Source organism: Halosolutus sp. YCN4, assembly GCF_059736495.1.
Map to the genome: position 1 here is coordinate 192,399 of NZ_JCASSM010000004.1, position 22,421 is coordinate 214,819.

A 22,421-nucleotide genomic window follows, 5' to 3' on the forward strand; every position below is an offset into this window, starting at 1 on the left:
CCGCGATCTCGGTTTGGTCCACATCTACGCGGCGGACGTCATCCCAGACTGATGTCGAGGTAGAGCATCACGATCACGCCGGCCATCACGCCGAGGGTGGCGATTCGCTCGTGACCGCGGGTGTGGGTTTCGGGGATGATCTCGTCGGAGATCACGAAGAGCATCGCCCCCGCGGCGAAGCCCATCGCGTACGGCAGTAACGGCTCGACGGTGCTCACTGCCAGTGCGCCGAGGACGGCGAGCGGGATTTCGACGATCCCCGATCGCAATCCCGCCAGGATCGCGTAGAAGCGTCGATCCAGTCCGGCGTTGATCGCGGCCACCGAGACCGCGAGCCCTTCCGGAACGTTCTGGATTCCGATCGCGATCATGAGCGCGATCGCGTTCTCGACGTTCCCGGACCCGAAGCCGACACCGACGGCCAACCCCTCGGGCATGTTGTGGAGGGTGATGGCCAGGATGAACAGCACGACGGGCACCACCCGCTCGTTGTCGAGGGGGAGCGACGTACTGGGGTCGGCCTGATCCGGCCGCGTGCGTCCGGTAAGGAGATAGTGGGCGTGCGGGACGAGCAGGTCGGCCCGATCGAGAAAGAGCGCACCGAGCACGATGCCGACGAGCGTGGGAACCGGATCGCCGCCGGAGTACTGTTCGATCCCCGGGATGATGAGACTCGTAAAGGCCGCGGCGAGCATCACGCCCGCTGCGAACCCGAGCGCGCCGTCGAGCGCCCGCTCGGAGGGATCCTTCCAGACCAGCACCACCGACGCGCCGAACAGGTTCAACGTCGCGATAACTATCCCGCCGACGAGACCCTGGATTACCGGGTCTTCGCCGGCGATCCGAACGAACAACTCGACTACAGAGACCATGCGCTCACCTTCCCGGTCGGTGGACGGTCGTCGTCGCGTCGGCGCTCACCAGCACCCATCTCCGTGGTATATACCGACAGCGACCAAAAAAGCTCACCGATCATCGAGTACGAGTGTGCACGAACCGGCGGGTCCGACCGCTCACGAACTGACCGGCAGGTCCGACCGCTCACGCGCCGACCAGCGAGTCCGGTTGCAGTTCGAACCACTGGCGTTCAGTCGGCGCTCTGCTCCGGCGCTCCCGCCCGATCGACGTTCAGCGGGTCTCCCGTTCCGGTCGCGGTCACCAGCCGCAAGAACTCTCCGGCGTTCGTGAGGAGTTTGTTCTCGGCCTTCCGGAGGTGCTCTTCGTACGTCGATCGGGCCACGGAGGTCCGATCGGCCAGGTCGCGAAGCGAGGTCTTCCGGGGCTGTTCGTAGTAGCCGCTCTCGAGAGCCAGTCGGAGCGCCGCTCGCTGTCGATCGGTCAGCCCCTCGAAGAGCCGATCGACCGGGGCCAGCATGCTGTGGGGGATCGCCTGTTCCGCGATGGCGGTCTTCGAGAGCACGTCGATGTTTCGATCGGCCTCCAGGTCCCGGATCAGTTCCCGAACGTCGGCCTCGTCGAACGCGATCACCGTGTAGTGTTCCCACCCCTGGCGGTGGATCGTCGGCGGCTGGTAGAGGCAGTTGTACTCCTCGAACCGATCGATGATCGACCCCTCGAGCGAACAGAGACACGACTGCGTGACGACGTGGAGGCCGGACTCGTCGATCGATCGGTGCAATATCGTCCCCAGCCCGTCGATCTCGTCGAGCAAGTCGTCCGTCGGCGTCTCCGGGGACGTGATCTCCAGCACCTGGCAGTCGCTCAAGTACCACTCGCGAATCGTGAGGTCCGGGTGCCGTTCCGAAATCTCCCGGTAGGGGCACTCGTGTTTCACCCGGAAGGAGGCCTCGTACAGGCTCATACACGACCATCGGGCCGCTAGCCAGTTAGGTGTGCCGGTCATGACCGGCACTACCCATATCCAGAGATACCCCTTATGAGCGAACACCGATGGCAGAAGTGAACCCAGACGAACTCGGCGCACGATTGCAGGCCGACGAGGACGACGTTCTCGTCCTCGACATTCGGCACCAGGAGGAGTACGACGACTGGCATATTCCGGACAGCGTCAACGTCGACGTCTACGACGAACTGACGGACGATCCGGAGGCGGCAACGGATGCCCTCGACGACCTTCCGGAGGAAAAAGAGATCGTTACTGTCTGTGCTGCGGGAGTCGTCTCGCAGACGGCGACGGACGTCCTGCGAGAGATGGGGTATGACGCCGTAACGCTCACCGACGGGATGAACGGGTGGAGTCGCGTCCACCGAAGCGCTCCCGTCCGGACCGGCCTCGACGGGACGCTCGTTCAGGTCGCCCGTCCAGGGAAGGGCTGTCTCTCTCACGTCCTGATTTCGGACGGCGAAGCCGCCGTGTTCGATCCCTCCCACTACCTCGACGAGTACGATGCAATCCTCGACGAGCACGACGCCGACCTCGTCGGTGTCTTCGACACGCACGCGCACGCCGACCACGTCTCCGGCGGTGCGGAACTCGCCGAGCGTCACGACGTTCCATACTACCTCCACCCGAAGGACGCGCTCGCGATCGACGCGACTCCGGTCGAAGACGGGGAGACGATCGAAATCGGGACCGTCGACGTCGACGTGATCCACACGCCGGGCCACAGCGAGGGGAGCGTCTCGTTCGACGTCGACGGCGAGGCGCTCGTTACGGGCGATACGCTCTTCCACGAGAGCGTCGGCCGCGTCGAACTCGGTGTCGAAGCCGGTATCGAAGACTCCGACGTCGAAGGGAATGCGGCGACGCTCTACGAGAGCCTCCAGCGCTTGCTGGACCGGCCGGACGACGCGGTCGTCCTCCCGGCACACGACCCCGGCTCACCCGAGCCACCGGTGACCGCGACGCTCGGTGCAGTCACAGAGCAAAACGAGGACCTCGGGCGTGACCGCGAGGAGTTCGTCGCGACGCTCGCCTCGGACATCCCGGACCATCCGCCGAACTTCGAGCGCGTCAAGCGCACGAACGTCGGGCAGGAGGACGTCCCCGACGAAGAACTGTCCGAGCTCGAACTGGGTCCCAACCGCTGTGCGGCCGAGTAATCCATGAACGGGCAACCTGACTTGAGACAGGGCATTCGCGAACACCTCGGGCAGTTCTCGCTGCACGTCCTGCTGGTGTTCGCGACGGGACTGACGATCGGGTCCGAGCGCACGGTCGTCCCCATCCTCGGCGAGGACGTCCTCGGCGTCGAGTCGTTCCTGGTCATCGGCTCGTTCGTCGTCTCGTTCGGCTTCGTCAAGGCGCTGCTCAACCTCTACGCGGGCAAGTGGGGCGAAGAGTACGGGCGCAAGCCGGTGCTCGTGCTCGGCTGGCTCACCGCGCTCCCGATCCCGATTATTCTCATCTACGCGCCCAGCTGGAGCTGGATCACGATCGGGAACATCCTGCTGGGCATCAATCAGGCGCTGACCTGGAGCATGGCGATCAACGCCAAAATCGACCTCGCCGGGCCCGACCAGCGCGGCCTCGCCGTCGGCATCGACGAGGCGTTCGGCTACACCGGCGTCGCCGCGGGCGCGTGGATTACCGGCGTCATCGCCGGCCGGACGAGTCTCCGGCCCGAGCCGTTCTACTTCCTCGCCGCCGTGGTGGTACTGGCGACGCTCATCTCGATCTTCCTCATCAAGGAGACGGTCCAGTTTGCACAACTCGAGGGCGACGACGACCACCACGATGCGAACTTGCCGTTCGGGGAGGTGCTCAAGCGAGCCACCTACGGCGACCGGACGCTGTTCGCGGCGGCGCAGGCCGGCCACATCGAGAACTTCGTCGACACGCTGTTCTGGATCGCCGTCCCGCTTTACCTCACGAGTCAGGGGCTCGCGATCGAGGCCGTCGGTGTCGTCGTCGGCGTCCACAGCGCGATGTACTTCCTCCAAATCGGGACTGGAGGACTGGCCGATCGCATCGGGCGTCGGCCGCCCGTCGTCGTGGGGATGTTCATCGCCGGTGCGGGCGTCCTCGGCATGGTGTTCGTCGACAGCTACCTCCCGTGGGCGCTCCTGGCCGGCGTCTCCGGCCTGGGGATGGCGCTACTCTACCCCAACCTGATGACCGTCCCCGGCGACGCCGCCCACCCGACCTGGCGATCGGCGGGCATGGGCGTCTACCGGATGTGGCGCGACGCCGGCTACGGCGTCGGCGCGATCGTGATCGGCCTCTCCATGCAGTTCGTGAACGCCGAAGCCGCGTTCTACCTGACTGCGATCTCGATGTTCGTCTCCGGCGCGATCGTGTACCTGTGGATGGAGGAAACCCATCCCGACTTCGGCACCCACGAACCACCGGCCCCAGCCCCCGAGGATCGGTCACGAGCACCCTCTGACGATTGACGGTCTCGCCGACGTCTTGTCGGACGTCGATCGATCGGAAAACGGAGGGCGCTGCAGGCTCCGGTTCGACTATCGAACGAATCGTCCTTTGAAGCACGAGACGGCCAATATTGGCCGTCTCAAAAATGGTGGTTCTGTTGGGAATTTGCGTGGAAACATCCGTGAGGAGCGAACTCGTCACCCAACCCCGCACTCGAACCGTATCTCACCGACCGTCCCCTCTTCGACTCAATCGTCCGGAACGCGATCGACACCTCGGTGATGGTCGTGGACTGATACACGTCCAGTTCCCAACTCCGTCGCTTTGTTCCTCAATCGTTCGATGAGATCCTCACGTAGGCGGCCGTACACGTCGATGGATTCGAGGTCGATGAACTTGCCGATCGGGGGGAACTTCGGGCCCGCGACCTCCATATGAAATTCCAACGAGTCCTGGTCAGCGTGCATATGCATCACGGTCATCCGGTCCCCGTCGGCGCTGAAGTAGACGTCGTACGCCAGTATCTTCGGCTCGTTGGCCTCAACGAAGTCCACCAACTCCGCCATCGCCGGTTTGAGTTCGTCAAACTTCCCGTCGCGCACCACAGATCGGTCGATATACACGATGGAGACCGTCATCTCGCTCCCCTGTGTTCGACGCTGCAACCGCGTCGTGTCGCTTCCGTGTTGATCGCTACTGTTGTTTCCATAGAACTCCTCTAATCGTTGCGCCCAACACAGCGAAGTCTCCTTCAGTACCAGGACGCCGAAGCAGGCGCTGTTGGCCGTTACGACGCGTATAGTGTTAGCCGTTACCATGGGGCAGACAGTAGTTACTTTAATCCCGATGAAAACACACAGCGATATCGCTGCAGAAACCACGGCAGGCCGACGAGCAGCCTGCCGTTTAAACATCATAGTAGTATCAGTCGAAGTCACACCAGTCGTTAGCGGGTCCGTGGTGACCTCCGTTGGCGATTCTTCCTGAGCGAGTCGATCCACAGATGGACAATCGCACCACTGACCAGAACTGAAGTTCCAAAGATGAGAACTGCACTCACCGTCTCGAGCGTCTCGACCCCGTATACGATACTCACCTGCTTACTCGCGGTGGCGACAGCCCCCGCGAGTAGCACCACTGCGAAGTATCCTTTGGTGTCAGCCTCGTTTACGAGACGCGTCGCGCTTGCACCGATGCGAGCGCCGAGAGCGCTCCCGACGAGCAACGCGGCGACGACAGGGATATCGACGGCGTTCGACTGGGCGTAGACGAACGTCCCGAATGCACCCGGAATCGTGATCTGGAAGATGCTGGTCCCAGCAGCGATTCCAGTGGGAATGCCGAACCCGTAGACCGTGACGGGGAGCAGAAGAAATCCTCCACCGACGCCGAGACATCCGGAGAGAACGCCGATACCCGACCCGACAACGAGGATAACCCACGCTGAGACGGTCGCACCGCCGGGTAACGACACCATCGGTGGGAGCTCGATGGCCCGAACTTCGGTAGCGATTCGGCCGGTTCTCACATCGGTACCGTCAGTACGAGCATCTCGGAGGACGAAGAGTCCGGTAAGTCCAAGAAGGCCAACGTACACCGCGCCGATGACGACGTCAGCGCTACCGAGGTCCGCGAGGAGGAATACGACCCGGGTGCCGACCTCGATGCCGAACGTCATCCCGAGGATCATCACCGCCGCCAGCGTGTAGCAGACCTGGCCGTGATCGCGGTGTCTGAGCGCACCGATGACACTGGTGCCGAAGACGAACGCGAGTCCGCTCCCGACAGCCACCGGTGCCGGATATCCGATCACCAGCAGCGCTGGCGTCACGAAGAACGAGCCTCCCATCCCAAAGAACCCGAAGAGGATGCCGATGAGCAGGCCGAATCCGACGAAGAGGCTGACACTCACGATACCAAGACCGAGGATCTCCACGGTCAGGCACTCACGAGTATTTCGCGGGCGGCCGGACTAGCAACGCGCATCAATATCCCGTATCCAACGTACAGCACGAGCGCCTCCGCCAAGACGAAACCGACCGTGGCAGCAGCCTGTCCAAATTCACCGAATACTGAAGCGACCAGCAGGACGCTCAGCGGCACCACAAATATGCTCGCCGGAACGACTCGGGCTGTCGATAACCGCCACCCGACCGCCACGAATCCGTCGTTCCGACTACTCATGGCATGCTTCGCCGTCAGTTTGAGCGCTTCCGGACGGCGTGATGTTCTGGTTGAGACTGAACAGGTTCGTCGGGTCGTACTCGTCCTTTAGCGCGACCAACCTCTCGTACGTCGGTCCAAACGTGGTTCGCATCGTGTCCTCGCCCCCTTCGAGGAATCCCGGGAAGTTCAAGTAGACCGACCCGTCCGAGAACTGGCGCATGTCGTCGAGACAGTCGCGTACCCACTCGACGTTGGCGTCGTCGTCCGCCGGGCGCTCCCAGTTCGCTTCGACGCCAAGCAGGAAGGGCGCGTGTCGCCCTGCGAACGCACTCTCCTCGACGTCAACCAATTCGATTGCGCCTCCCAACTGCCAGACATCGATCGTCGAGAGCGGTGACGGTGCCACGTCGGTCCAGTAGGTGATCCGATCGATGGCGGACTCCGACAGGCCGTCGAGGTACAGCGACTTCCAGTAGTAGCGCATCCCGTCGGGGTAGTCCTCGTCGAAGAGTTGCTGAAACTCCACGTATGGCATCGTCCCGCTAAAGTCGGCGATCGGTTCGGCGATCTCTCGCATGGGTGCCAGTACCTGTTCGCCGTCCGCGACCGAACCCGCGTAACAGCCCGCGATTGCGATCTTGAGTTCGTCCACAGTGTCCACCGCGAAGAGTTCCTCGTCGGGCATCACACCTGACAGGGTGAGCAAACTCACTTCCGGGGGCGCATCCTCGACGTAGTCGCGGTAGGCTTCCAACACCTCGACCATCCGGTCACCCGAATAGAACACGAGGCAGATCGCCACGTCCTGGCCGACCGGGTGGAGATCGAACTCGAAGCCGGTGACGACCCCGAAGTTGCCGCCGCCACCGCGAAGCCCCCAGAAGAGTTCCTCGTGCCTGTCGGTGCTGGCGGTCAGATAGTCGCCGTCTGCCGTGACCAGATCAATGGATGTGAGGTTGTCACAGGTCAAGCCGTACTTGCAGCGGAGATGACCGATACCACCACCGAGCGTCAGTCCCGCGACTCCCGTCTCCGAGACGGCCCCACCAGGCGTTGCCAGCCCGAAGGCCTGGGTTTCGTGATCCACGTCTGCCCACGTGGCACCCGCCTGGACCCACGCCGTCCGCTCGTCAGGGTCTACCCGCACGCCCCGCATCTCCGAGAGGTCGACGACGAGCCCGTCGTCGCAGACGGCGGTCCCGGCGACGTTGTGGCCGCCACCACGCACCGCTACCAGCATGTCGTTCTTGCGGGCGAGGTTCACCGCACTGACGACGTCGCGGACGCCACGGCACCGGGCGATCAGGGCCGGATGCTTGTCGATCATCCCGTTCCACACCGCCCGAGCGTCGTCGTAGTCAGCGTCGTCGGGGCGAATCAAATCGCCGTGGAATCCGGCTTCGAACTGTTCCATCTGGTCGGCTGGGATGGCGTGTTGTGCCATACGACAGTGGACGACTTCACGGGTGTTGGCCTCACTCATCGAGTAGTGTTCGGCGTCGAGAGTACCGTTTCAGGTGGCGAGACGAATTCCGGGGCGTGTACGGGATAGAGTTACTATCAGTGACGGCCTCTATCGAGTGAGTGAGTCACATGGCGCCTGACCAAGACGACCGATCGGACGGGGATAATCGTCCACCACCGGGTTCGCCGGTCCTGGAGGCGATTCTGGAAAACGAGCGGAACCGTCGCTTCCTGGGCCAGCGTCTTGACGCCGCGGGCGACCGCGTCGATGCGGACCTGCTCGGCGACATCGTCAGACACGGCCCGGTTCTCGAAGTCCTATTGGAAGAGCCGCTTGATCGCCGAGAGATCGAACAACGACTCGACGTTTCGCGGGCGACGAGCCACCGCTATACCCAGTGGCTCGACGAGCAGGGCTTCGTCGAGAAGGTCGATGGCCGATTCCAGTTGACCTGGCGCGGCGCAGTCATCGGCGAGGAGGTCCTCCGGTTCGAGGCGAACGTGCGAACCGCACACAGGATGACGCCGCTTCTGGACGCGGTCTGTGAGGATCACCGGGACTTCATCCTCGAACCGTTCGTGGACGCAAGGGTCACCGTCGCCGAACCCGACGACCCCTACAGACCAGTCGAGCGGTTCCTCACGCTCGTCAACGAGTCGGAGACCTTCCGAGGGTTCAACACGACGCACATGGCACCGCTGGTCCTCGGCGAGTTCCACCATCGAGTGTTCGACGAAGCCGACACTGAGATCATCTACCTGCCGCACATCGTCGAGAAACTCTTCGAAACGTACCCCGAACGCGCCCGGGAAGCGATCGATCGTGGGCACCTGGCCCTCCGGACGCGTGATGAACTCCCGTACGGTCTCGCGCTGTTCGACGAACGAGTCGGCATCGGCGGCTACGATGAGACCACCGGCCTTATGCAGGTGTTCGTCGATACGGACGATCCGATCGCGCGCGAGTGGGCCGAGCGCGTCTACACCTCGGTTAGAGCGGATTCCAAATCACTCGAAGACCAGTCCGAGCTGATCCGGTAACACGCTCTCGTGTGAGTGAATCGTTCCCTGAGTGGATCCAGTATACGTAGCACGAACTATTTGACAGGAATTGAAAGCGATCTGGATTCCGCGGTAACCGACGATCGACTTTCTGGCTTGCGACCAGTTTGGCCGTCCGCGAATTCCCGTGCCACCCACCCGTCCGCTCGATCGTCGAACGCAAATCAAACGCGCGATCGGCGGCTCGTTTATAAACGATGTGCCGCCGTCTTGCGAATGTGATCCGTTCGGAAAACGAATGGGCGCTGCAGGCGTCCGCAAACGGGTCTAACACAGACGAACTAACAGACACGTACTCGGGTACCTAGTTCCGGTGGAACCCGCTGTACGTGCGCTTCGCGGGACAGATACGGATGGATAATCTCGAACCCATTACCCCGACAGAAGCGCTCGAATTGTACATCGAATACAGGCGGAATGAGGTCTCGGCGGCCACCCTGCGGTCACACAAATCGCGTCTCGGCCACTTCATCCGCTGGTGCGAACGGGAAGACCTCGAAAATCTGAACGACCTTACCGGGCGGCGTCTCCACAGGTTCCGCATCTGGCGGCGGAATTTGAACGGTATCTCGAAGGTCACCGAGAAGACCCAGATGGACACGTTACGCGTGTTCGTCCGGTTCCTCGAAACCATCGACGCCGTGACGACGGACCTCCACACCAAGGTACAGTCGCCCAACGTGACGCCGGACGAGAACACGCGCGATGAGATTCTTCGGACCGACCGTGCCGAGGCGGTACTGACGCACCTCGAAAAGTACCAGTATGCCTCTCGCGAGCACGTTACGCTGGCGTTGCTCTGGCACTCGATGATGCGGCGCGGCGCTGTCCGGGCCTTGGACCTGCGGGACTACCATCCCGACGAGCAGTACATCGAAGTCCTGCATCGGCCCGAGACGGGAACGCCCATCAAGAACAAGACCGAGGGTGAACGGATGGTCGCGCTCTCGGACCAGATGTGCGAGTTGCTGGACGACTGGATAGCGACGGTACGGCCCGACGTGATGGACGAGCACGGACGCGAACCCCTGATTACTACGGCACAGGGCCGGATTCACGTCACCACGGTTCAGCAGTACGTGTATCGCTTCACCCGCCCCTGCATCTACGCGGAGTGTCCCCACGACCGCAACCCCGACGATTGTGAGGGGGCACGGCGGGACAGCGCATCCAAGTGTCCGTCGAGCGTCTCACCGCACGCCATCCGGCGCGGGGCGATTACGTTCTATCTGGAATCGGGGATGCCAGAGAAAGCGGTCGGTGACCGCGCTAACGTCTCACAGGAAGTGCTCGACCAGCATTACGACCGGCGGAGCGAACGCGACAAGATGGAACAGCGCCGCGAGTTCTTGGACGATATTTAGGCCTGCGCGTAGCCCGGCTTCACGCTGTGGGCCAACTCCATCAGCTTCTTCCGGGCCTGCATCTTCTCCTCAGGGGTGCGCTTGTCGTAGTGCTTCTCGATAACATCCTCCGAAACGTCACACCGAGCACTCACGACGGCCATCGGAACCTCCGACCGCAGTTCCTGCGTGATGTAGCCGCGACGAACCGGGTGTCCCGAGAGGCTTGACGGGCACTTCGACGCATCACACGCGCGCCCCGCCGCCACGCAACCGCCCGGGCCATCGGGGTTGCGGTCGTGCGGGCACGAGCCGAGGTACTTGCAGGGACGGGTCCACTTGTAAACGTAGATGCGAATCGTGGACGTTGCCAACCGTCCGTGCGTCGAGGCGAGAAGCGGACGGCGACCGTAGTCGTCGGTCACGTCGGGGCGCACGTCTTCGAGGTAGTCCTCGATGACCGTAGCGGTCTCGCGGGGGATGGATACCTTACGTTCGCTCCGCTCGTCGTTCTTGAGTTCAGTTCCCGTCTTAGGGCGGTGGTGGAGGTCGAGGTACGGGTCGTCCCCTCCTCCGTGGAAGTCATCGACATCAAGCGAGTGAAGCGCCCCCGTCCGCATCCCCGTGGAAGTCAGAAGGGTCCAAACTACGTGGTCAGCGGACGCGTACTCGTACTTGCTGAGCCAGTCCATGATGCCCCGGGCGGCATCGGTCGCCAGCATCTCGTCGCGGACATCTTCACCTCTCTTGAGCGAGGGAGACTGTACCTTCTCGTGGAGGCCAGTAGTCACAGCGTCGAGACCTTCGAGAGTCTCGATGAACTTGCGCAGGATGTCCTGCTGGGTCTTCTCGCTCTTCTTCGCGAGCCGGTTCACCGTCACGGGGGCTTCTTCGCGACGCCAGACGCGGTAGTTGTGGAGCATCTTCCCCGTGAGGTCGTTTACGTTCTCGATGTCCCGCATCTCACACCAGCGGATGAAGAACCCGAGACTGGACTTGTGCGAATTGACCGTACTCGACCCGAGTTCGCCGTCCCTCGCCTCGAAGTACTTCTCAACGGCCTCGCTCGGGGTGAGGGGCTCCAAATCGTTCTTGACACTCTCGCTAGTCTTTTCGTCTATCAGTTCGGCCAACGCCGCGAGGTCATCTTCAGTGAAGTTCGAATCTCTCATTTTGGTTTGGAGGTCGGCGCGTCGGGCCCTGTGGCGCGTTCCTACTTCTGACAACGAAGATATGGTATTTGAACGGCAGGATGGTCGTGAGAGTAGCGGTATAGATGGAAAGTTACCATTAATGTCATCTCTTCTTCGGTATATGTAGAAAATTGTATATGCTGGATTTTCGAATTTGGGCCTATGGCAGTACGTGACCAAGTATGGATGGCGGTCATAGAACGGCTTATCGAAGACGGGAAGTTCCGCATCGGTGAACTCGATATAGAGGAAGGGAAACGTCACACTGCTCGGCGCGTCCTTCGTTTTATGGAGAGCGATGAAGTGCAGTTCCTGACGCGTGACCACAACCGGGCCCAGATATGGCGTGCAGGACCAAAGGCGAAGGAGGACCTGAACCTCTCTATGCGTGCGCAGGTACTCGCTGACGAGTGACCGTAGCTCTCACCGATGTTCGCATCGGTCGTTGTGACGCGCAAGGTCAACGAGCTTCTCACCGCGACCTACGTACACCTTCATCCAGCAATAGCGACATCGCACCCAGCCCGGGTCCTCGTCGCACTCCTCATAGTCAAGAGCGGCGAGATTGAGTTCGGATTCCATACGGGGGAGACGCCGACCGGCCCTAACCGTCCCGTTTCCGTGCAAAGAATTTCGGGTCGAATGAAGATACGCGCTTGATTACCGCGTAGGTCGTCATCAACAGTGTGTCTCGCGAAATCAAGTACAAGGTCGGAGCGATGACTGTCACGCTGGTCGAAGCGCCCGGGGACGTGCCGAGGCCGTGGGATTCTGTCGAGTGCGAATGCGAGGAGTTTGCGAAGAGCCAGCGGAACGTGATGTTGCAGACGACGGACGAAACGAAGTGCCGCCACATCCGGGAAGCCGAACTCTATCACATCTACCGTCAGCGAGTCAGCCCGATAGAGTAGCACCTAACAGAGAGTCGGATGTCCTAACAGGGATTGTTAGGTATTGAGGAGTTCCTTTATATAGCCTTACAGTACCAGACCTAACAAAGTTGTTAGGTCGGATATTGGTGGTTTTGTTCGCGTGAGGGTAGAAAAACGGGTTTAGAGAGATAGGGTCGGCTCTAACGGAAGCACACTAACACAACTTCACTTGACTTTTTAACAAGTCAAGGTTACGTTGACCCCTCGTTCAGGGCGGTTTTCGGGGCTGACCTAACAAACTCGGGTGGTTCGCACCTAACAACTTTGTTAGGAGCGGGAGGGCTTGTTAGGAGGGTCGATGGGCTTCCGTTCCCATCCACTCAGCCGTGTACTATCTACTACGGACACTCCCTGTAAATATGTTTAGTCAGTTAGTGTTTCGAGTTCCGACCAGTTCTGGAGCTTGTTCGGAGGCGGTCAGACTGTTTACCGTACTGCGGTTCTGAACACGCGTTCTACGTGGATAGTCGATAAAACTCGGGAGTATGTAGACTACTCCTCGTTGGAGACTGTGACGAGAAGCCGGTCGATACCTTCATCTAGCGATGTCGAGTGCGCGACTCGGCTTGCCATCCCTCCCCGGGGAGGTTTGAAGAAGACTGTTTCGTGGTCGAGCGCGGTAGTACGGAACAGTTCCGGCTCGATGCTGACGGTGAAGAGGCGGTCATCGAGACGGACAGCACGGGCGCGTTCTGCGACTGCATGAATGCGGTCGGGGTCCGCATCGGTTTCCGCGTGAATGGAGAGTATCAACTGGCCGTCCAAGAGCGGTTCTTTGAGGGCGAGTATGCTGACGACGCCACTCTCGATGAGGTCTGTTGCGAGGGTGTGGAACGATTCGGCGGGGCTTTCAGGATGGTTTGCGGTTGCCATCAGCTATCCCTACGAAGCTGGCATATATAATTCTTGTCGGAATATATTACTTACCATATAACTATAATATAGTGCTGTTTATATAGTAGAGTGCTCTGCCGCCATGTTGTAATTAAATCACGGTGTATGGAGGGGTTCAGAGATACCCGGAGAGTCTAAGAGTCAGTCTACCAGACGGTTTGTATGGCCCCCAAGGTTCTCGATTTGTTCTGCGGCGCGGGCGGCTTCTCCCTCGGTTTCCAACGCGCGGGGTTCGAGGTGGTCGGAGCCATCGATTATGAGCCAGCGGCCCTCAAAACGTACCGATTGCACCACGATACGCTCGCCGTCCCCGCAGACCTCTCTCGTTTGCTCGACGATGGCGGCCCAACCGGAGCGGACCTCATCGACCTCGTTGGTCTTACTCCGGCTGACGTGGACATGGTGATTGGGGGGCCGCCCTGTCAAGGATTTAGCCAGAGTAGCAATCGAGACCCCGACGACCCGATTAACGACCTCGTATGGACGTTCCTCGAAGTTGTTGAAGCCGCCGACGCACACGCGTTTGCGATGGAGAACGTCCCCGGGCTCCTCGAACACAAAGGTGGCGAAACGATGGCCGCGCTCGTCGAGTGCGCCGAATCACTTGGATACAGGGTCGCGTACGAGATTCTGAATGCGGCAGATTACGGAGTTCCACAGAACCGCCATCGGGTCATCTTCCTCGGGGTCAAGGGTGGAGAACCAACGCATCCAGAACCGCTGGGTGGTGAGCCAATCCCCGTACAGGAGGCGCTCAGTCGGGTTACTGGAGAGGTGTTACCAGATAATGAGTGGACAGACCATAGGCCGACGACAGTTGGGAAAATAGAGCAACTAGAGGTGGGAGAGAGTCTCCACGGAAAGCACCGTCAAGTGCGGCTTGACCCAACGAAACCAGCGCGCACAATAACTGCATCTAATCGTCACATTCACCCGTTTGAGGACCGGGAATTGAGCATCCGCGAGTGCGCCGTGCTCCAGTCGTTCCCGCCGACGTATGATTTTGCCGGGTGGGAAAACCGCGACGCTCGAACGCGGCAGGTAGGGAACGCGGTTCCGCCGAAGCTTGCAGAACATATCGCGTACGCTCTGCTGAAATCCCTCTGGGAAGTAACCGACCGCATTCCTACCGATTCTGTAAGAACAAGTTCGAAGCAAATTGCAGGCCCTACTGGTCGGCTCACGGAACGAGAGGTGGAAACTACGCTGTTGCGGGCTGGAGGGTTGACGTGGGAACAGGTGGGAGACGAGATGGGGGTTTCGTACAAAACTGCGTCCACACACTACTATCGGGCAAGGGAGAAAGCGGAAACGGCACGTGAGACGCTTGCGGCATTCGAGCGTCTCAATCAGGGTTAACTCGACTAACTTCTGCCCACGTCTTTGCCTCCCATATCGGTGTTTCAACGTCATTCAGCGGATGTTCTCGAATCCACTGGTAGCAATCCGGGCAGACGGGTGCGAGGCCGTCGGCGGCGGGATGTTTGAGTGCCCGGGCGATGTTCGCCGGGACGACTTCGGCGCATTTCCAGAGGGTCCCATCCTCAACGCGGTCACACGTACAGCGGGCTGTCGGTTCACGTTCGACCGGTCCGGCACGAGTTTCCCACACTCGCGCACAATCAGCGCAGAGGTGGAGGGATGCGTCGGCCACGGGGTCTTCGTCGTCGGGGACGACCCGGGCACTCTCGCCAGTACAATCGGCCCCACAAAGCGCGCGCCTGTCGTCGTAGAACCGGATGTGTTCAGGTACACCACGAACGAGTTCGAGAGATACGGTCATCGGGACACCCGGCGAAAACGTATCTCTGATTCCCGAGCGGCGTGTCGCTCATGCGGCACGAACCCCCGGAGTATCTGTGTCAGCGCGACAGAAACGGGTCTGTGTAGGACTGCTTTCATCGGGAGTCGGGTCATTCGTCGTCTTCCCACGGGATTGGGAGGCGCTCTTCACCCGGCTCTTTGGGGTCGGTCGTGAAGGCGTAGGCGTAGATTCGGGACAAGAGGGGATGGCCGGTCTCCCGGACGAGAGCGATGGCGTGGTCCAGCGCGTTCTGATACTCGTCCATCGGCCACTTGTGTTGTAGGTGGAGCACCCCCCGACCGAGATGTCGCTCGTAGACCGCGTACTGGTCGTCGGGACGGAGATACGTGATTTCGATGACCGCATCCAACTCCTCCTCGGTCGTCTTGATGTCCCCGGGCACGTCATCGTCGGAGATGTCTGCGTGGATGGCGACTCGTCGGTAATGGTCGTCGTCGCTCATCCTTCGGTATCCTCGCGCGACACGAACTCCACATCAAACACGGTCTCGCAGTCAGGGCAAAACACCGCCGTCTCTGTAGCGTACCGCCGTCGATGCAACTCGGGGTCGTACTCCTCCCAGACTTCCCGGGACGAAATCGACAAATCGCGAGAATCTACCAGTTGCAGGCGCGAGGGGTATTCCTCGTCACCACAGCGCGGACAAATCCAGACGACGTGTTCCCATAGGGTGGTTTCGATGTCGCTCATTCCTTCCCCTCACGTTTCTCGAACCGAATGTCGAAATCACACCCGCAGTCAGGGCAGATAACGACTGGCGTAGTCAGACGGTTCGCGGCGTCGTAGGCGGCCTCATCGAACCCCTCGTCGTCGGGCCAAATATCGTCTTGCGAGACCGAATGGTCACGGTCGTCGAGCGGTCCCAGTTCGCCCCCGCATTCTGGGCAGTCCCACTTAACGAGTTCCCAGCGCGCCGTGCGGCCCCGGGGAGAATCATCAGTCATAATTAGAGAATCACCCTGAAGACGAAAAGCTCCGGCCACGTCAGGAGACCGAAGATAATACCCGCGACGTAGGGGACGAACAACACAACGGCCCAGAGGAGGACGGCCAGTCCGCCAACGAGCCCCGCATCGGCGCTCATCGAATCCCATGCTAGCCCGACTGCCGTCGGATAGACGAAAAACAGGTTAAGGAGATGCGGGCCAATCTCGTCTAAAACCTCTTGCGGCGAGAAGGTGGGGATGAGGTGCGCCATCATCCAAAACATCCCCGTTCCGAGGCTTCCCCAGATGGCGATTTTGGGGGTGAAATAGCCTATGACGAACACCCCGATGACGCCGACGACGAGCACGTAGAGAATCTCCAACATCTACACCAACGCCTCCGAGTAGAGGCAGTCGTCGCAGTGCGCGCCTATGTCGAGGTCTCCCCGGGCGTCACGAACGAGGGCCGGGAACCAATCTGTACTACCGCATTTGGGGCACGTCCCGTCGAGTGCGGTCTCGCGGCTGATATACTCGACATCCTGAACGTCCATACGTCTCCCACGTAGAACGCGGATAACAGAGCACTATCTTCGCACTGACATAACCTTCTCGGGATTAAGGCACGCTCAGCTATCCGTTGATGCGCCTATCGCAAAGCGGTAATCTACATTTGAGGACAGTGGTTAGTAGCGCGGTTTCTCTATTCAGACTCCACTACGAAACGCAGTCAGCTATACCGTTGAATAGGTGTACCTATAAATCGTAGAGGTCAGTGTACTTATCTGAGACATACTCGATGAAGTAGTCCGCTGAGAGGTCTTCCCCGGTCCCTTTTCGAATCAGTTCGGGCGTGGTGTAGCGCTGGCCATGCTGGTGGACGTGCTCACGTTGCCACTCCAGAAGTGCGGCGAAGTCTCCCTCCCGAATTAACTCATCGATGTCACCAATATCGCGTTCTAATGCGGCGGCAACCTGTGCTGAAAGCACATGCCCGAGGGTGTACGTCGGGAAGTACCCGATATTACCTATCGACCAGTGAATATCCTGCAGACAGCCCTCCTCGACAGTTTCCGGTCTGATGCCGAAGTATTCCTCAGTCCTGTCGTTCCATACGGTTGGAACCTCGTCAACCGTAATTTCTCCGTTAATCAAGTCACGTTCGATTTCGAACCGCAGTAGAATGTGTATCTGCCCTGTGAGTTCGTCAGCTTCTACCCAGAGCGGGTTCCGTTCTCGAACGGAGTTAACGCTCTCGTAGGCCTCCTCTGGAGTTGCATCGATGTCCGGGAATCGCTCCGTAACAGTCGGGAGGAACGCATCCCAGAACGCACGATTTCCGAATACGTGACACTCCCAGAAACTGGACTGCGATTCGTGCACGAAGGTTCCCCGGGCTTCCCCGAGTGGTGTCCCGAACTCGTCCTCTGGGAGGCCCTGAGCGTAGAATGCGTGACCGCCCTCGTGGGCTGTTGTCCAGAGTGTTTGATACAAACTCCTATCCGTCCATGTACAGATTCGTGCATCAGACGGAAGTCCGAACGTGAACGGCATATCGAATGTGTCGAGCCGCCCTCTGCTCCAGTCGTAGCCGAGTAAGTCAAGCAGGTCACGAGCCACCGCTAACTGCTCGTCATCGTCGTAGTCACCGTGTAAGGCGTCTGTGTTGAGTTCGACCTCGCTTTCCTGAATCTGTTCGAGCAGTGGGACGAGTTCGTTTTCGAGTTTTAGCAGGGTTCGCTCAATCGTGTCGTAATCAACCTGAGGGAAGAAATCAGCCACGAGCGTTTCGTATGGGTCAGCATCAGGATTAATCGCATTCGCATACTCTCGCTTTTTCTCGACAATCGCTTCGAGGTGCGGGGCGAATACACTGAAGTCATCACAGTCCTTGGCCTCATTCCACGCCGGTTGTGCCTCGGACGTGAGTTCCGATAATTCCTCCTCGATTTTGGCCGGAACGCGGGTCGCTCTATCGTATTCACGCCGAATCTCACGAGTTACTGCCTGCTCTTCCTCTGAGAGTTCGTCTCCGTCAAGTTCGTCCAGCAGTTCACCGAATTCTGAATCGGTGATTCGATTCTGCGCGAGTGAGGAGAGGGTGGACATTTGTTTGCTCCGGGTAGACGTACTACCTTCGGGCATCATCACGTACTGGTCCCATTCGAGAACGCCTTTCGCACTCTGAAGGTGGTTGAACTCTTTATATTTTTCAAGCAGTCTATCATACGACTCCTGTGTCGTGTTTGCCATATATCATCATACTTCCCAAGGCCCGTTAATAAGTCTGCTACTTTGACCGAGAATTGACGGGCAGGAAACATGGAATAGTCGTGATTAGTGGTTATACTTCATTAACAGCGGTCGCAGGCCTATGTCTGGATAAAGATACCGTCCTACCAACTCTGAACAGCACTCACCTTTCACTGAGCGTCGCGGAGGTACGCGCCCACGTCGATGCCCCGGTCCTCTAGCGCCGCCCGAAGTGCCCTCAGATACATTTCGGCGGTCTCGTCCCACTCGTACGCATATGCTTCGAGGTCGTCCAGATGTTCCTCTAAGGCTTGGAGTCGCTCTTCAAGGTCGTCAACACCCGGTCGCGACGCCGACAGCGCGTCAAGCCGACGCTTGTGCCGGTCTATCTTCTCCCGCATAGCGCGTATCTCCGCCTCCAAGTCCACGGTATCCCTGTCCCCCCGGGTGTCGTCACGAAGGGGTCTGAACAGTCCTCGCTCGATTTCTCGACGTGCGGTTCCGGTAAGGTGGGCGACCTTTGGCGGGCTTCTCTGGCCGAATCCCTCATCTGCATAAGTCACTTCGATGAGATTTAGTTCTTCCAACCGCCTGAAGCGGTGGTTGGCCGCATCCCGAGAGAGTCCAGTTCGTTGTCGAATGTCGGTCATCGATGCCGCTCCGCCGTAGTATTCGACTGCGCGAAGAAAGCGGAGTCCTTTGTTATCGACGTGGCGAGCTACATCTGAGGTCATATTGCAGACTCGTCCTGTGAGCCCAAAGGAGCATCCCCACCACGGAATAGCCGTGTAAGGTCGGTGTATGAGCTACAACGTGTAGAAACCTTGATTTACCCATTCCAGCACGACCAGCGACCCCTTCCAGAAGGCCTTCCCCATCAACTACCTCAGTCTCCGGGTGCTGGAAGAGACTGCCGCTACTTCACGTACTGTTCATCGAAGTGGGAGGCGGCGCGCGGTGACCGCGTGGCTTGCTTACTCATCCGTTCCATGCGAGCCACCGCGTATCTGAACCAAACCTGCGGGTTTATATCGATGGACTGTGACGTTGGCACCAGCGAATCGCACGACGGCGGTGACCACCGTTACGAAGTATAACGAACTCTTCCGCGAGAAGGAGGGGGTTCTTTATATACAACCCTACGCCGTCTGTTGGTTCCTAAACGTTAGATTTCGTGATGGGCGCTGCAGGCTTGCTTTCGACCGACGAAAGCATCGGCCTCTCACGGTTTCCACCGTATGAGGCGCATCCTGTGAAAGGTTCCTGATAGGTTCTGGATCGCCACCACGAACCATGAGTCTGGAACCAATCGAACCCGACACCGCGTTGGAACTCTACCTCGCGGACAAGGACAACGAACTCGCCGAAGCATCGCTTGAAGCTCACGAGTACCGACTCGGCCACTTCGTCCGCTGGTGCGACCACCAGGACATCGAGAACCTCAACAATCTCAGCGGACGGCAGCTCCAGCGCTACCGCGTCTGGAGGCGAGATGAGGGCGACCTCTCGCCGGTCTCGGAGAAAACCCAGATGGATACGCTACGAGTGTTCATCCGGTGGCTCGAAACTGTTGATGGCGTTGAGCAGGATCTCAGCCAGAAGGTCCTCTCACCGGACATCACACCCGAGCAGAACTCTCGCGACGTGATGCTCGATACTGATCGCGCCGCTAAAGTTCTGGCCCACCTTGAGAAGTACCACTACGCGTCTATCGAGCACGTCACGATCGCGCTCATGTGGCATACGATGATGCGTGTTGGGGCGGTCCACGCTCTCGACCTGAAAGACTATCATCCCAGCGAGCAGTATGTCGAAGTTCGCCACCGTCCCGAAGCCGGGACACCAATCAAGAATCAAGGCGATGGCGAACGGCTGGTTGCCCTCTCCAACGACCTCTGCAAACTGCTCGACGACTGGATCGATAATCAGCGTCGCAACATGACTGACGATAACGACCGAAGTCCACTGTTGACGACTGCTCAGGGGCGACCGTGCAAGACGACGCTCAGAGCATACGTCTACCGCTGGACGCAGCCCTGCCGATACGATGGGGAATGTCCGCATGATCGTGATCCTGACGAATGTGAAGCTACTGATCGCGATCACCTCTCAAAATGCCCGTCATCGGTCAGTCCGCACGCGATTCGTCGTGGGAGCATTACACACAGTCTAAACAGCGATATGCCAGATAAAGTCGTGAGCGATCGCGCTAATGTAAGTCAGGAGGTCATCGATACGCACTATGACCGTAGAACTGAACGAGAACGGATGGAACAACGACGTGATTACTTAGACGATCTATAGAGAAGTTCTACGGTTATCGCACAGAACTACGACCGGTGCATAGAGAAAGCGTTCATTGGCCGGTCGTACGAGACATAATAACTTATCTTACCTGGCTGGTTATATACAAGTCATATATTATGCCCACTCAACTGACTGGGTTTCTCGACAGTTACGATATTCTCGGGAAAGCAGTCCCAGGGGTCGCTTGGTTCTTTGGACTTATACTACTCCTGCCTGCTGAGCTATTTTCATTCGGCTCGACAGCATCTAGTGGGGGAGACGTAACATTTTCGTTCAGCCGTATTGTCGGACTTCTTGCGGTTGCAATCATTGCAGGGTTGATATTTGGACAAGGAATCGATACTTTAGCTCGTCTCACAGAACACATTGTCGCCTGGGTCCGACGTCAGATTGGTGCTGTCGCAGCAATTCTCATATTGGCAAAGGATCTTATAGTGAATTGGGCACTATACTTTGTTGAATCTAACCTCCCTTCTTTTGACGAGAGACAACAACAAGCGACACTTGCTGTCTTACTCGGCATTACTCTTGCTGCTATTATCACTGGAGTTCTACAAGCCCTCATGATTCTTAGTGGTTTTTTCTCTCCTGAGAGAATTTTACTAGTTGCCTTATTATTTATTATTATTGCAGGAATCTCCGTGTATATTACGCATAGATATGGGATAGAATCACGCATCGTAGAGGCACTCTCTGCTGATCTTGATGAGGAAGTTCCTGCATTCGTTCCACGAACTGTACTCAAACAAACGCAACAGAAGGTGATCACACTGATTCGTATCTTAAATACTGGGCTCACATCTCATCGTGAACTATTTGAATCTTATCTCTATACGACAGGGAGCTACTATCTTACTCCAAGAGATCCAGATGAGATAGGGTACAATCACCTTGAAGCAGTTGCTGAATCGTACTACAGTGTAGAATTTGACGAATTCGGTCCTGAGGCAGAAGATTCTTCATTCTCTGATCTGTATCCATTCTTCCGAAGTAAACTGGATTCTGAGGGGTTAACACGAGCAACAGGGTTTCAAGCCCGATATTCATTTTGTCGCAGCATGTGGTTAACCACTCTTGTCTTCTTTCTCGCTTTTGGGGGTGTCTATACCCGGGCTAATGAGATTGATACCTCCTCAGCCACTGACACTATCTTCTCGATTTTTCCTCTACAAGCTGTTAGCGAAGTATTGGCAATTGTCTTTATAATCACTCTCTCAGCTACCCTTCTTGGTCAATCCTTTGAGAGACTCTTTAATGGTGTTCCACTTATCCTGACATGGGGTGCCGCTGTTGGAATTGGAATTCTCGCAATCAACTCACTTCTCGGCAAATGGTTGGCTGAATCACTCTTGATTCTATTCACGGTTTCTGTAGAGTACAGTGTCGGGCTCAGTCTCGATTTATTCACTCAGATAGGGGAATTCTGTACAGCGCTCTTTGGCTATGCTTCCCCGCCAGAGCCACTCGTGATTGAAATATTCGGTGATTCATTACCAGGGATCATCTTTTTCATTGGTCTATCGGCAGTCGCCTTCTTCAGTGCGACCAGTTCCTACAAAGCAAACTATGTTGAGTATCTTATTACCGACACTTGGGAAAGTCTCCGAGAAGATGACGGGACCACAGATGATGACGGGACCACATAAGACAATGAGTATCCAGCTACTAGATCGACAACCCTCGATAAGATACTTTAGTGATCACAGCGGTATCCAAATCCATGAGCACATATGGACGAACCAGGGGCAGAAGACAACAT

Annotated in this window: 25 protein-coding genes; 9 read left to right on the top strand and 16 right to left on the bottom strand. The window is 58.4% G+C overall.

Annotated features, from left to right (window positions below):
• Positions 1-38 precede the first annotated feature (38 nt).
• Together AC6I6X_RS15625 and AC6I6X_RS15630 are read right to left on the bottom strand one after the other, a co-directional pair.
• A complete protein-coding gene (locus tag AC6I6X_RS15625; RefSeq protein WP_497931476.1) occupies positions 39-872 on the bottom strand; it encodes a ZIP family metal transporter in 834 nt (277 codons plus the stop codon).
• Positions 873-1,087: 215 nt separating this feature from the next.
• Complete coding sequence (locus tag AC6I6X_RS15630) at positions 1,088-1,822, bottom strand: helix-turn-helix domain-containing protein (RefSeq protein ID WP_497931477.1); 735 nt, start codon at positions 1,820-1,822, stop codon at positions 1,088-1,090.
• A gap of 89 nt (positions 1,823-1,911) precedes the next feature.
• On the opposite strand from AC6I6X_RS15630, the gene AC6I6X_RS15635 reads away from it, so the two are divergent.
• Both AC6I6X_RS15635 and AC6I6X_RS15640 read left to right on the top strand, forming a co-directional pair.
• Complete coding sequence (locus AC6I6X_RS15635) at positions 1,912-3,024, top strand: MBL fold metallo-hydrolase (protein WP_497931478.1); 1,113 nt, start codon at positions 1,912-1,914, stop codon at positions 3,022-3,024.
• Positions 3,025-3,027: 3 nt separating this feature from the next.
• Positions 3,028-4,317: an MFS transporter gene (locus AC6I6X_RS15640; protein WP_497931479.1), complete on the top strand. Its 1,290-nt coding sequence runs from the start codon at positions 3,028-3,030 to the stop codon at positions 4,315-4,317.
• 228 nt (positions 4,318-4,545) lie between these two features.
• Here the strand turns inward: AC6I6X_RS15640 and AC6I6X_RS15645 are convergent, their stop codons facing one another.
• From AC6I6X_RS15645 to AC6I6X_RS15660, 4 genes are all read right to left on the bottom strand, one after another.
• Positions 4,546-5,178 carry a putative quinol monooxygenase gene (locus AC6I6X_RS15645; protein ID WP_497931480.1) on the bottom strand — a complete coding sequence of 211 codons (633 nt, stop codon included), beginning with the start codon at positions 5,176-5,178 and terminating at the stop codon, positions 4,546-4,548.
• Between the two features lie 65 nt (positions 5,179-5,243).
• Complete coding sequence (locus tag AC6I6X_RS15650; RefSeq protein WP_497931481.1) at positions 5,244-6,233, bottom strand: sulfite exporter TauE/SafE family protein; 990 nt, start codon at positions 6,231-6,233, stop codon at positions 5,244-5,246.
• Between the two features lie 2 nt (positions 6,234-6,235).
• On the bottom strand, positions 6,236-6,481 hold the full coding sequence (locus AC6I6X_RS15655) for a DUF7512 family protein (protein ID WP_497931482.1): 246 nt from the start codon (positions 6,479-6,481) through the stop codon (positions 6,236-6,238).
• Entirely contained in the window at positions 6,474-7,907 is a 1,434-nt protein-coding gene (locus AC6I6X_RS15660; protein ID WP_497931483.1) for an FAD-binding oxidoreductase, read from the bottom strand. The genes AC6I6X_RS15655 and AC6I6X_RS15660 overlap by 8 nt, the downstream gene beginning before the upstream one ends.
• 149 nt (positions 7,908-8,056) lie before the next feature.
• On the opposite strand from AC6I6X_RS15660, the gene AC6I6X_RS15665 reads away from it, so the two are divergent.
• Entirely contained in the window at positions 8,057-8,968 is a 912-nt protein-coding gene (locus AC6I6X_RS15665; protein WP_497931484.1) for a helix-turn-helix transcriptional regulator, read from the top strand.
• Positions 8,969-9,342: 374 nt separating this feature from the next.
• Positions 9,343-10,353 (top strand): tyrosine-type recombinase/integrase, encoded by a 1,011-nt coding sequence (locus AC6I6X_RS15670; RefSeq protein WP_497931485.1) that lies wholly within the window; start codon positions 9,343-9,345, stop codon positions 10,351-10,353.
• Here AC6I6X_RS15670 and AC6I6X_RS15675 read toward each other — a convergent pair.
• A complete protein-coding gene (locus tag AC6I6X_RS15675; RefSeq protein WP_497931486.1) occupies positions 10,350-11,504 on the bottom strand; it encodes a tyrosine-type recombinase/integrase in 1,155 nt (384 codons plus the stop codon). The genes AC6I6X_RS15670 and AC6I6X_RS15675 overlap by 4 nt on opposite strands.
• A 183-nt stretch (positions 11,505-11,687) precedes the next feature.
• Between AC6I6X_RS15675 and AC6I6X_RS15680 the strand changes: the two genes are divergently transcribed.
• Positions 11,688-11,939, top strand: a complete 252-nt coding sequence (locus AC6I6X_RS15680) for a hypothetical protein (protein WP_497931487.1) — start codon at positions 11,688-11,690, stop codon at positions 11,937-11,939.
• Between the two features lie 305 nt (positions 11,940-12,244).
• Entirely contained in the window at positions 12,245-12,436 is a 192-nt protein-coding gene (locus AC6I6X_RS15685) for a hypothetical protein (RefSeq protein ID WP_497931488.1), read from the top strand.
• A gap of 513 nt (positions 12,437-12,949) precedes the next feature.
• On the opposite strand, the gene AC6I6X_RS15690 is transcribed toward AC6I6X_RS15685, so the two are convergent.
• Positions 12,950-13,330, bottom strand: a complete 381-nt coding sequence (locus tag AC6I6X_RS15690) for a hypothetical protein (RefSeq protein WP_497931489.1) — start codon at positions 13,328-13,330, stop codon at positions 12,950-12,952.
• Between the two features lie 183 nt (positions 13,331-13,513).
• Here AC6I6X_RS15690 and dcm point away from each other — a divergent pair, with 183 nt between their 5' ends.
• A complete protein-coding gene (gene dcm, locus AC6I6X_RS15695; protein ID WP_497931490.1) occupies positions 13,514-14,710 on the top strand; it encodes a DNA (cytosine-5-)-methyltransferase in 1,197 nt (398 codons plus the stop codon).
• On the opposite strand, the gene AC6I6X_RS15700 is transcribed toward dcm, so the two are convergent.
• The 8 genes from AC6I6X_RS15700 to AC6I6X_RS15735 all read right to left on the bottom strand — a co-directional run bounded on the left by AC6I6X_RS15700 (position 14,697) and on the right by AC6I6X_RS15735 (position 19,005).
• Complete coding sequence (locus AC6I6X_RS15700; protein ID WP_497931491.1) at positions 14,697-15,134, bottom strand: hypothetical protein; 438 nt, start codon at positions 15,132-15,134, stop codon at positions 14,697-14,699. The genes dcm and AC6I6X_RS15700 overlap by 14 nt on opposite strands.
• Before the next feature lie 130 nt (positions 15,135-15,264).
• On the bottom strand, positions 15,265-15,618 hold the full coding sequence (locus AC6I6X_RS15705) for a hypothetical protein (protein WP_497931492.1): 354 nt from the start codon (positions 15,616-15,618) through the stop codon (positions 15,265-15,267).
• Entirely contained in the window at positions 15,615-15,866 is a 252-nt protein-coding gene (locus AC6I6X_RS15710) for a hypothetical protein (RefSeq protein WP_497931493.1), read from the bottom strand. Before AC6I6X_RS15710 ends, AC6I6X_RS15705 begins: the two co-directional genes overlap by 4 nt.
• Positions 15,863-16,120 (bottom strand): hypothetical protein, encoded by a 258-nt coding sequence (locus tag AC6I6X_RS15715; protein WP_497931494.1) that lies wholly within the window; start codon positions 16,118-16,120, stop codon positions 15,863-15,865. The genes AC6I6X_RS15710 and AC6I6X_RS15715 overlap by 4 nt, the downstream gene beginning before the upstream one ends.
• Positions 16,121-16,122: 2 nt before the next feature.
• Positions 16,123-16,488 (bottom strand): hypothetical protein, encoded by a 366-nt coding sequence (locus AC6I6X_RS15720; RefSeq protein ID WP_497931495.1) that lies wholly within the window; start codon positions 16,486-16,488, stop codon positions 16,123-16,125.
• Positions 16,489-16,656, bottom strand: a complete 168-nt coding sequence (locus AC6I6X_RS15725) for a hypothetical protein (RefSeq protein WP_497931496.1) — start codon at positions 16,654-16,656, stop codon at positions 16,489-16,491.
• Positions 16,657-16,858: 202 nt separating this feature from the next.
• Positions 16,859-18,355, bottom strand: a complete 1,497-nt coding sequence (locus AC6I6X_RS15730) for a carboxypeptidase M32 (RefSeq protein WP_497931497.1) — start codon at positions 18,353-18,355, stop codon at positions 16,859-16,861.
• Positions 18,356-18,525: 170 nt separating this feature from the next.
• The gene (locus AC6I6X_RS15735) at positions 18,526-19,005 is read right to left on the bottom strand and encodes a hypothetical protein (protein WP_497931498.1); all 480 of its coding nucleotides are present in this window, start codon (positions 19,003-19,005) and stop codon (positions 18,526-18,528) included.
• Between the two features lie 643 nt (positions 19,006-19,648).
• Here AC6I6X_RS15735 and AC6I6X_RS15740 point away from each other — a divergent pair.
• Positions 19,649-20,659 (top strand): tyrosine-type recombinase/integrase, encoded by a 1,011-nt coding sequence (locus AC6I6X_RS15740; RefSeq protein ID WP_207287778.1) that lies wholly within the window; start codon positions 19,649-19,651, stop codon positions 20,657-20,659.
• A 119-nt stretch (positions 20,660-20,778) separates the two neighbouring features.
• Positions 20,779-22,308, top strand: coding sequence for a hypothetical protein (locus AC6I6X_RS15745; protein ID WP_497931499.1), 1,530 nt, complete (start codon positions 20,779-20,781; stop codon positions 22,306-22,308).
• Positions 22,309-22,421 lie beyond the last annotated feature (113 nt).

Excerpts from the sequence above, each read along its gene's own strand:
- AC6I6X_RS15625 (WP_497931476.1), bottom strand. The coding sequence starts at position 872 with ATGGTCTCTGTAGTCGAGTTGTTCGTTCGGATCGCCGGCGAAGACCCG.
- AC6I6X_RS15630 (WP_497931477.1), bottom strand. The coding sequence starts at position 1,822 with ATGAGCCTGTACGAGGCCTCCTTCCGGGTGAAACACGAGTGCCCCTAC.
- AC6I6X_RS15635 (WP_497931478.1), top strand. The coding sequence starts at position 1,912 with ATGGCAGAAGTGAACCCAGACGAACTCGGCGCACGATTGCAGGCCGAC.
- AC6I6X_RS15640 (WP_497931479.1), top strand. The coding sequence starts at position 3,028 with ATGAACGGGCAACCTGACTTGAGACAGGGCATTCGCGAACACCTCGGG.
- AC6I6X_RS15655 (WP_497931482.1), bottom strand. The coding sequence starts at position 6,481 with ATGAGTAGTCGGAACGACGGATTCGTGGCGGTCGGGTGGCGGTTATCG.
- AC6I6X_RS15660 (WP_497931483.1), bottom strand. The coding sequence starts at position 7,907 with ATGGCACAACACGCCATCCCAGCCGACCAGATGGAACAGTTCGAAGCC.
- AC6I6X_RS15665 (WP_497931484.1), top strand. The coding sequence starts at position 8,057 with ATGGCGCCTGACCAAGACGACCGATCGGACGGGGATAATCGTCCACCA.
- AC6I6X_RS15670 (WP_497931485.1), top strand. The coding sequence starts at position 9,343 with ATGGATAATCTCGAACCCATTACCCCGACAGAAGCGCTCGAATTGTAC.
- AC6I6X_RS15675 (WP_497931486.1), bottom strand. The coding sequence starts at position 11,504 with ATGAGAGATTCGAACTTCACTGAAGATGACCTCGCGGCGTTGGCCGAA.
- AC6I6X_RS15680 (WP_497931487.1), top strand. The coding sequence starts at position 11,688 with ATGGCAGTACGTGACCAAGTATGGATGGCGGTCATAGAACGGCTTATC.
- AC6I6X_RS15685 (WP_497931488.1), top strand. The coding sequence starts at position 12,245 with ATGACTGTCACGCTGGTCGAAGCGCCCGGGGACGTGCCGAGGCCGTGG.
- AC6I6X_RS15690 (WP_497931489.1), bottom strand. The coding sequence starts at position 13,330 with ATGGCAACCGCAAACCATCCTGAAAGCCCCGCCGAATCGTTCCACACC.
- dcm (WP_497931490.1), top strand. The coding sequence starts at position 13,514 with ATGGCCCCCAAGGTTCTCGATTTGTTCTGCGGCGCGGGCGGCTTCTCC.
- AC6I6X_RS15700 (WP_497931491.1), bottom strand. The coding sequence starts at position 15,134 with ATGACCGTATCTCTCGAACTCGTTCGTGGTGTACCTGAACACATCCGG.
- AC6I6X_RS15705 (WP_497931492.1), bottom strand. The coding sequence starts at position 15,618 with ATGAGCGACGACGACCATTACCGACGAGTCGCCATCCACGCAGACATC.
- AC6I6X_RS15710 (WP_497931493.1), bottom strand. The coding sequence starts at position 15,866 with ATGAGCGACATCGAAACCACCCTATGGGAACACGTCGTCTGGATTTGT.
- AC6I6X_RS15715 (WP_497931494.1), bottom strand. The coding sequence starts at position 16,120 with ATGACTGATGATTCTCCCCGGGGCCGCACGGCGCGCTGGGAACTCGTT.
- AC6I6X_RS15720 (WP_497931495.1), bottom strand. The coding sequence starts at position 16,488 with ATGTTGGAGATTCTCTACGTGCTCGTCGTCGGCGTCATCGGGGTGTTC.
- AC6I6X_RS15725 (WP_497931496.1), bottom strand. The coding sequence starts at position 16,656 with ATGGACGTTCAGGATGTCGAGTATATCAGCCGCGAGACCGCACTCGAC.
- AC6I6X_RS15730 (WP_497931497.1), bottom strand. The coding sequence starts at position 18,355 with ATGGCAAACACGACACAGGAGTCGTATGATAGACTGCTTGAAAAATAT.
- AC6I6X_RS15735 (WP_497931498.1), bottom strand. The coding sequence starts at position 19,005 with ATGACCGACATTCGACAACGAACTGGACTCTCTCGGGATGCGGCCAAC.
- AC6I6X_RS15740 (WP_207287778.1), top strand. The coding sequence starts at position 19,649 with ATGAGTCTGGAACCAATCGAACCCGACACCGCGTTGGAACTCTACCTC.
- AC6I6X_RS15745 (WP_497931499.1), top strand. The coding sequence starts at position 20,779 with ATGCCCACTCAACTGACTGGGTTTCTCGACAGTTACGATATTCTCGGG.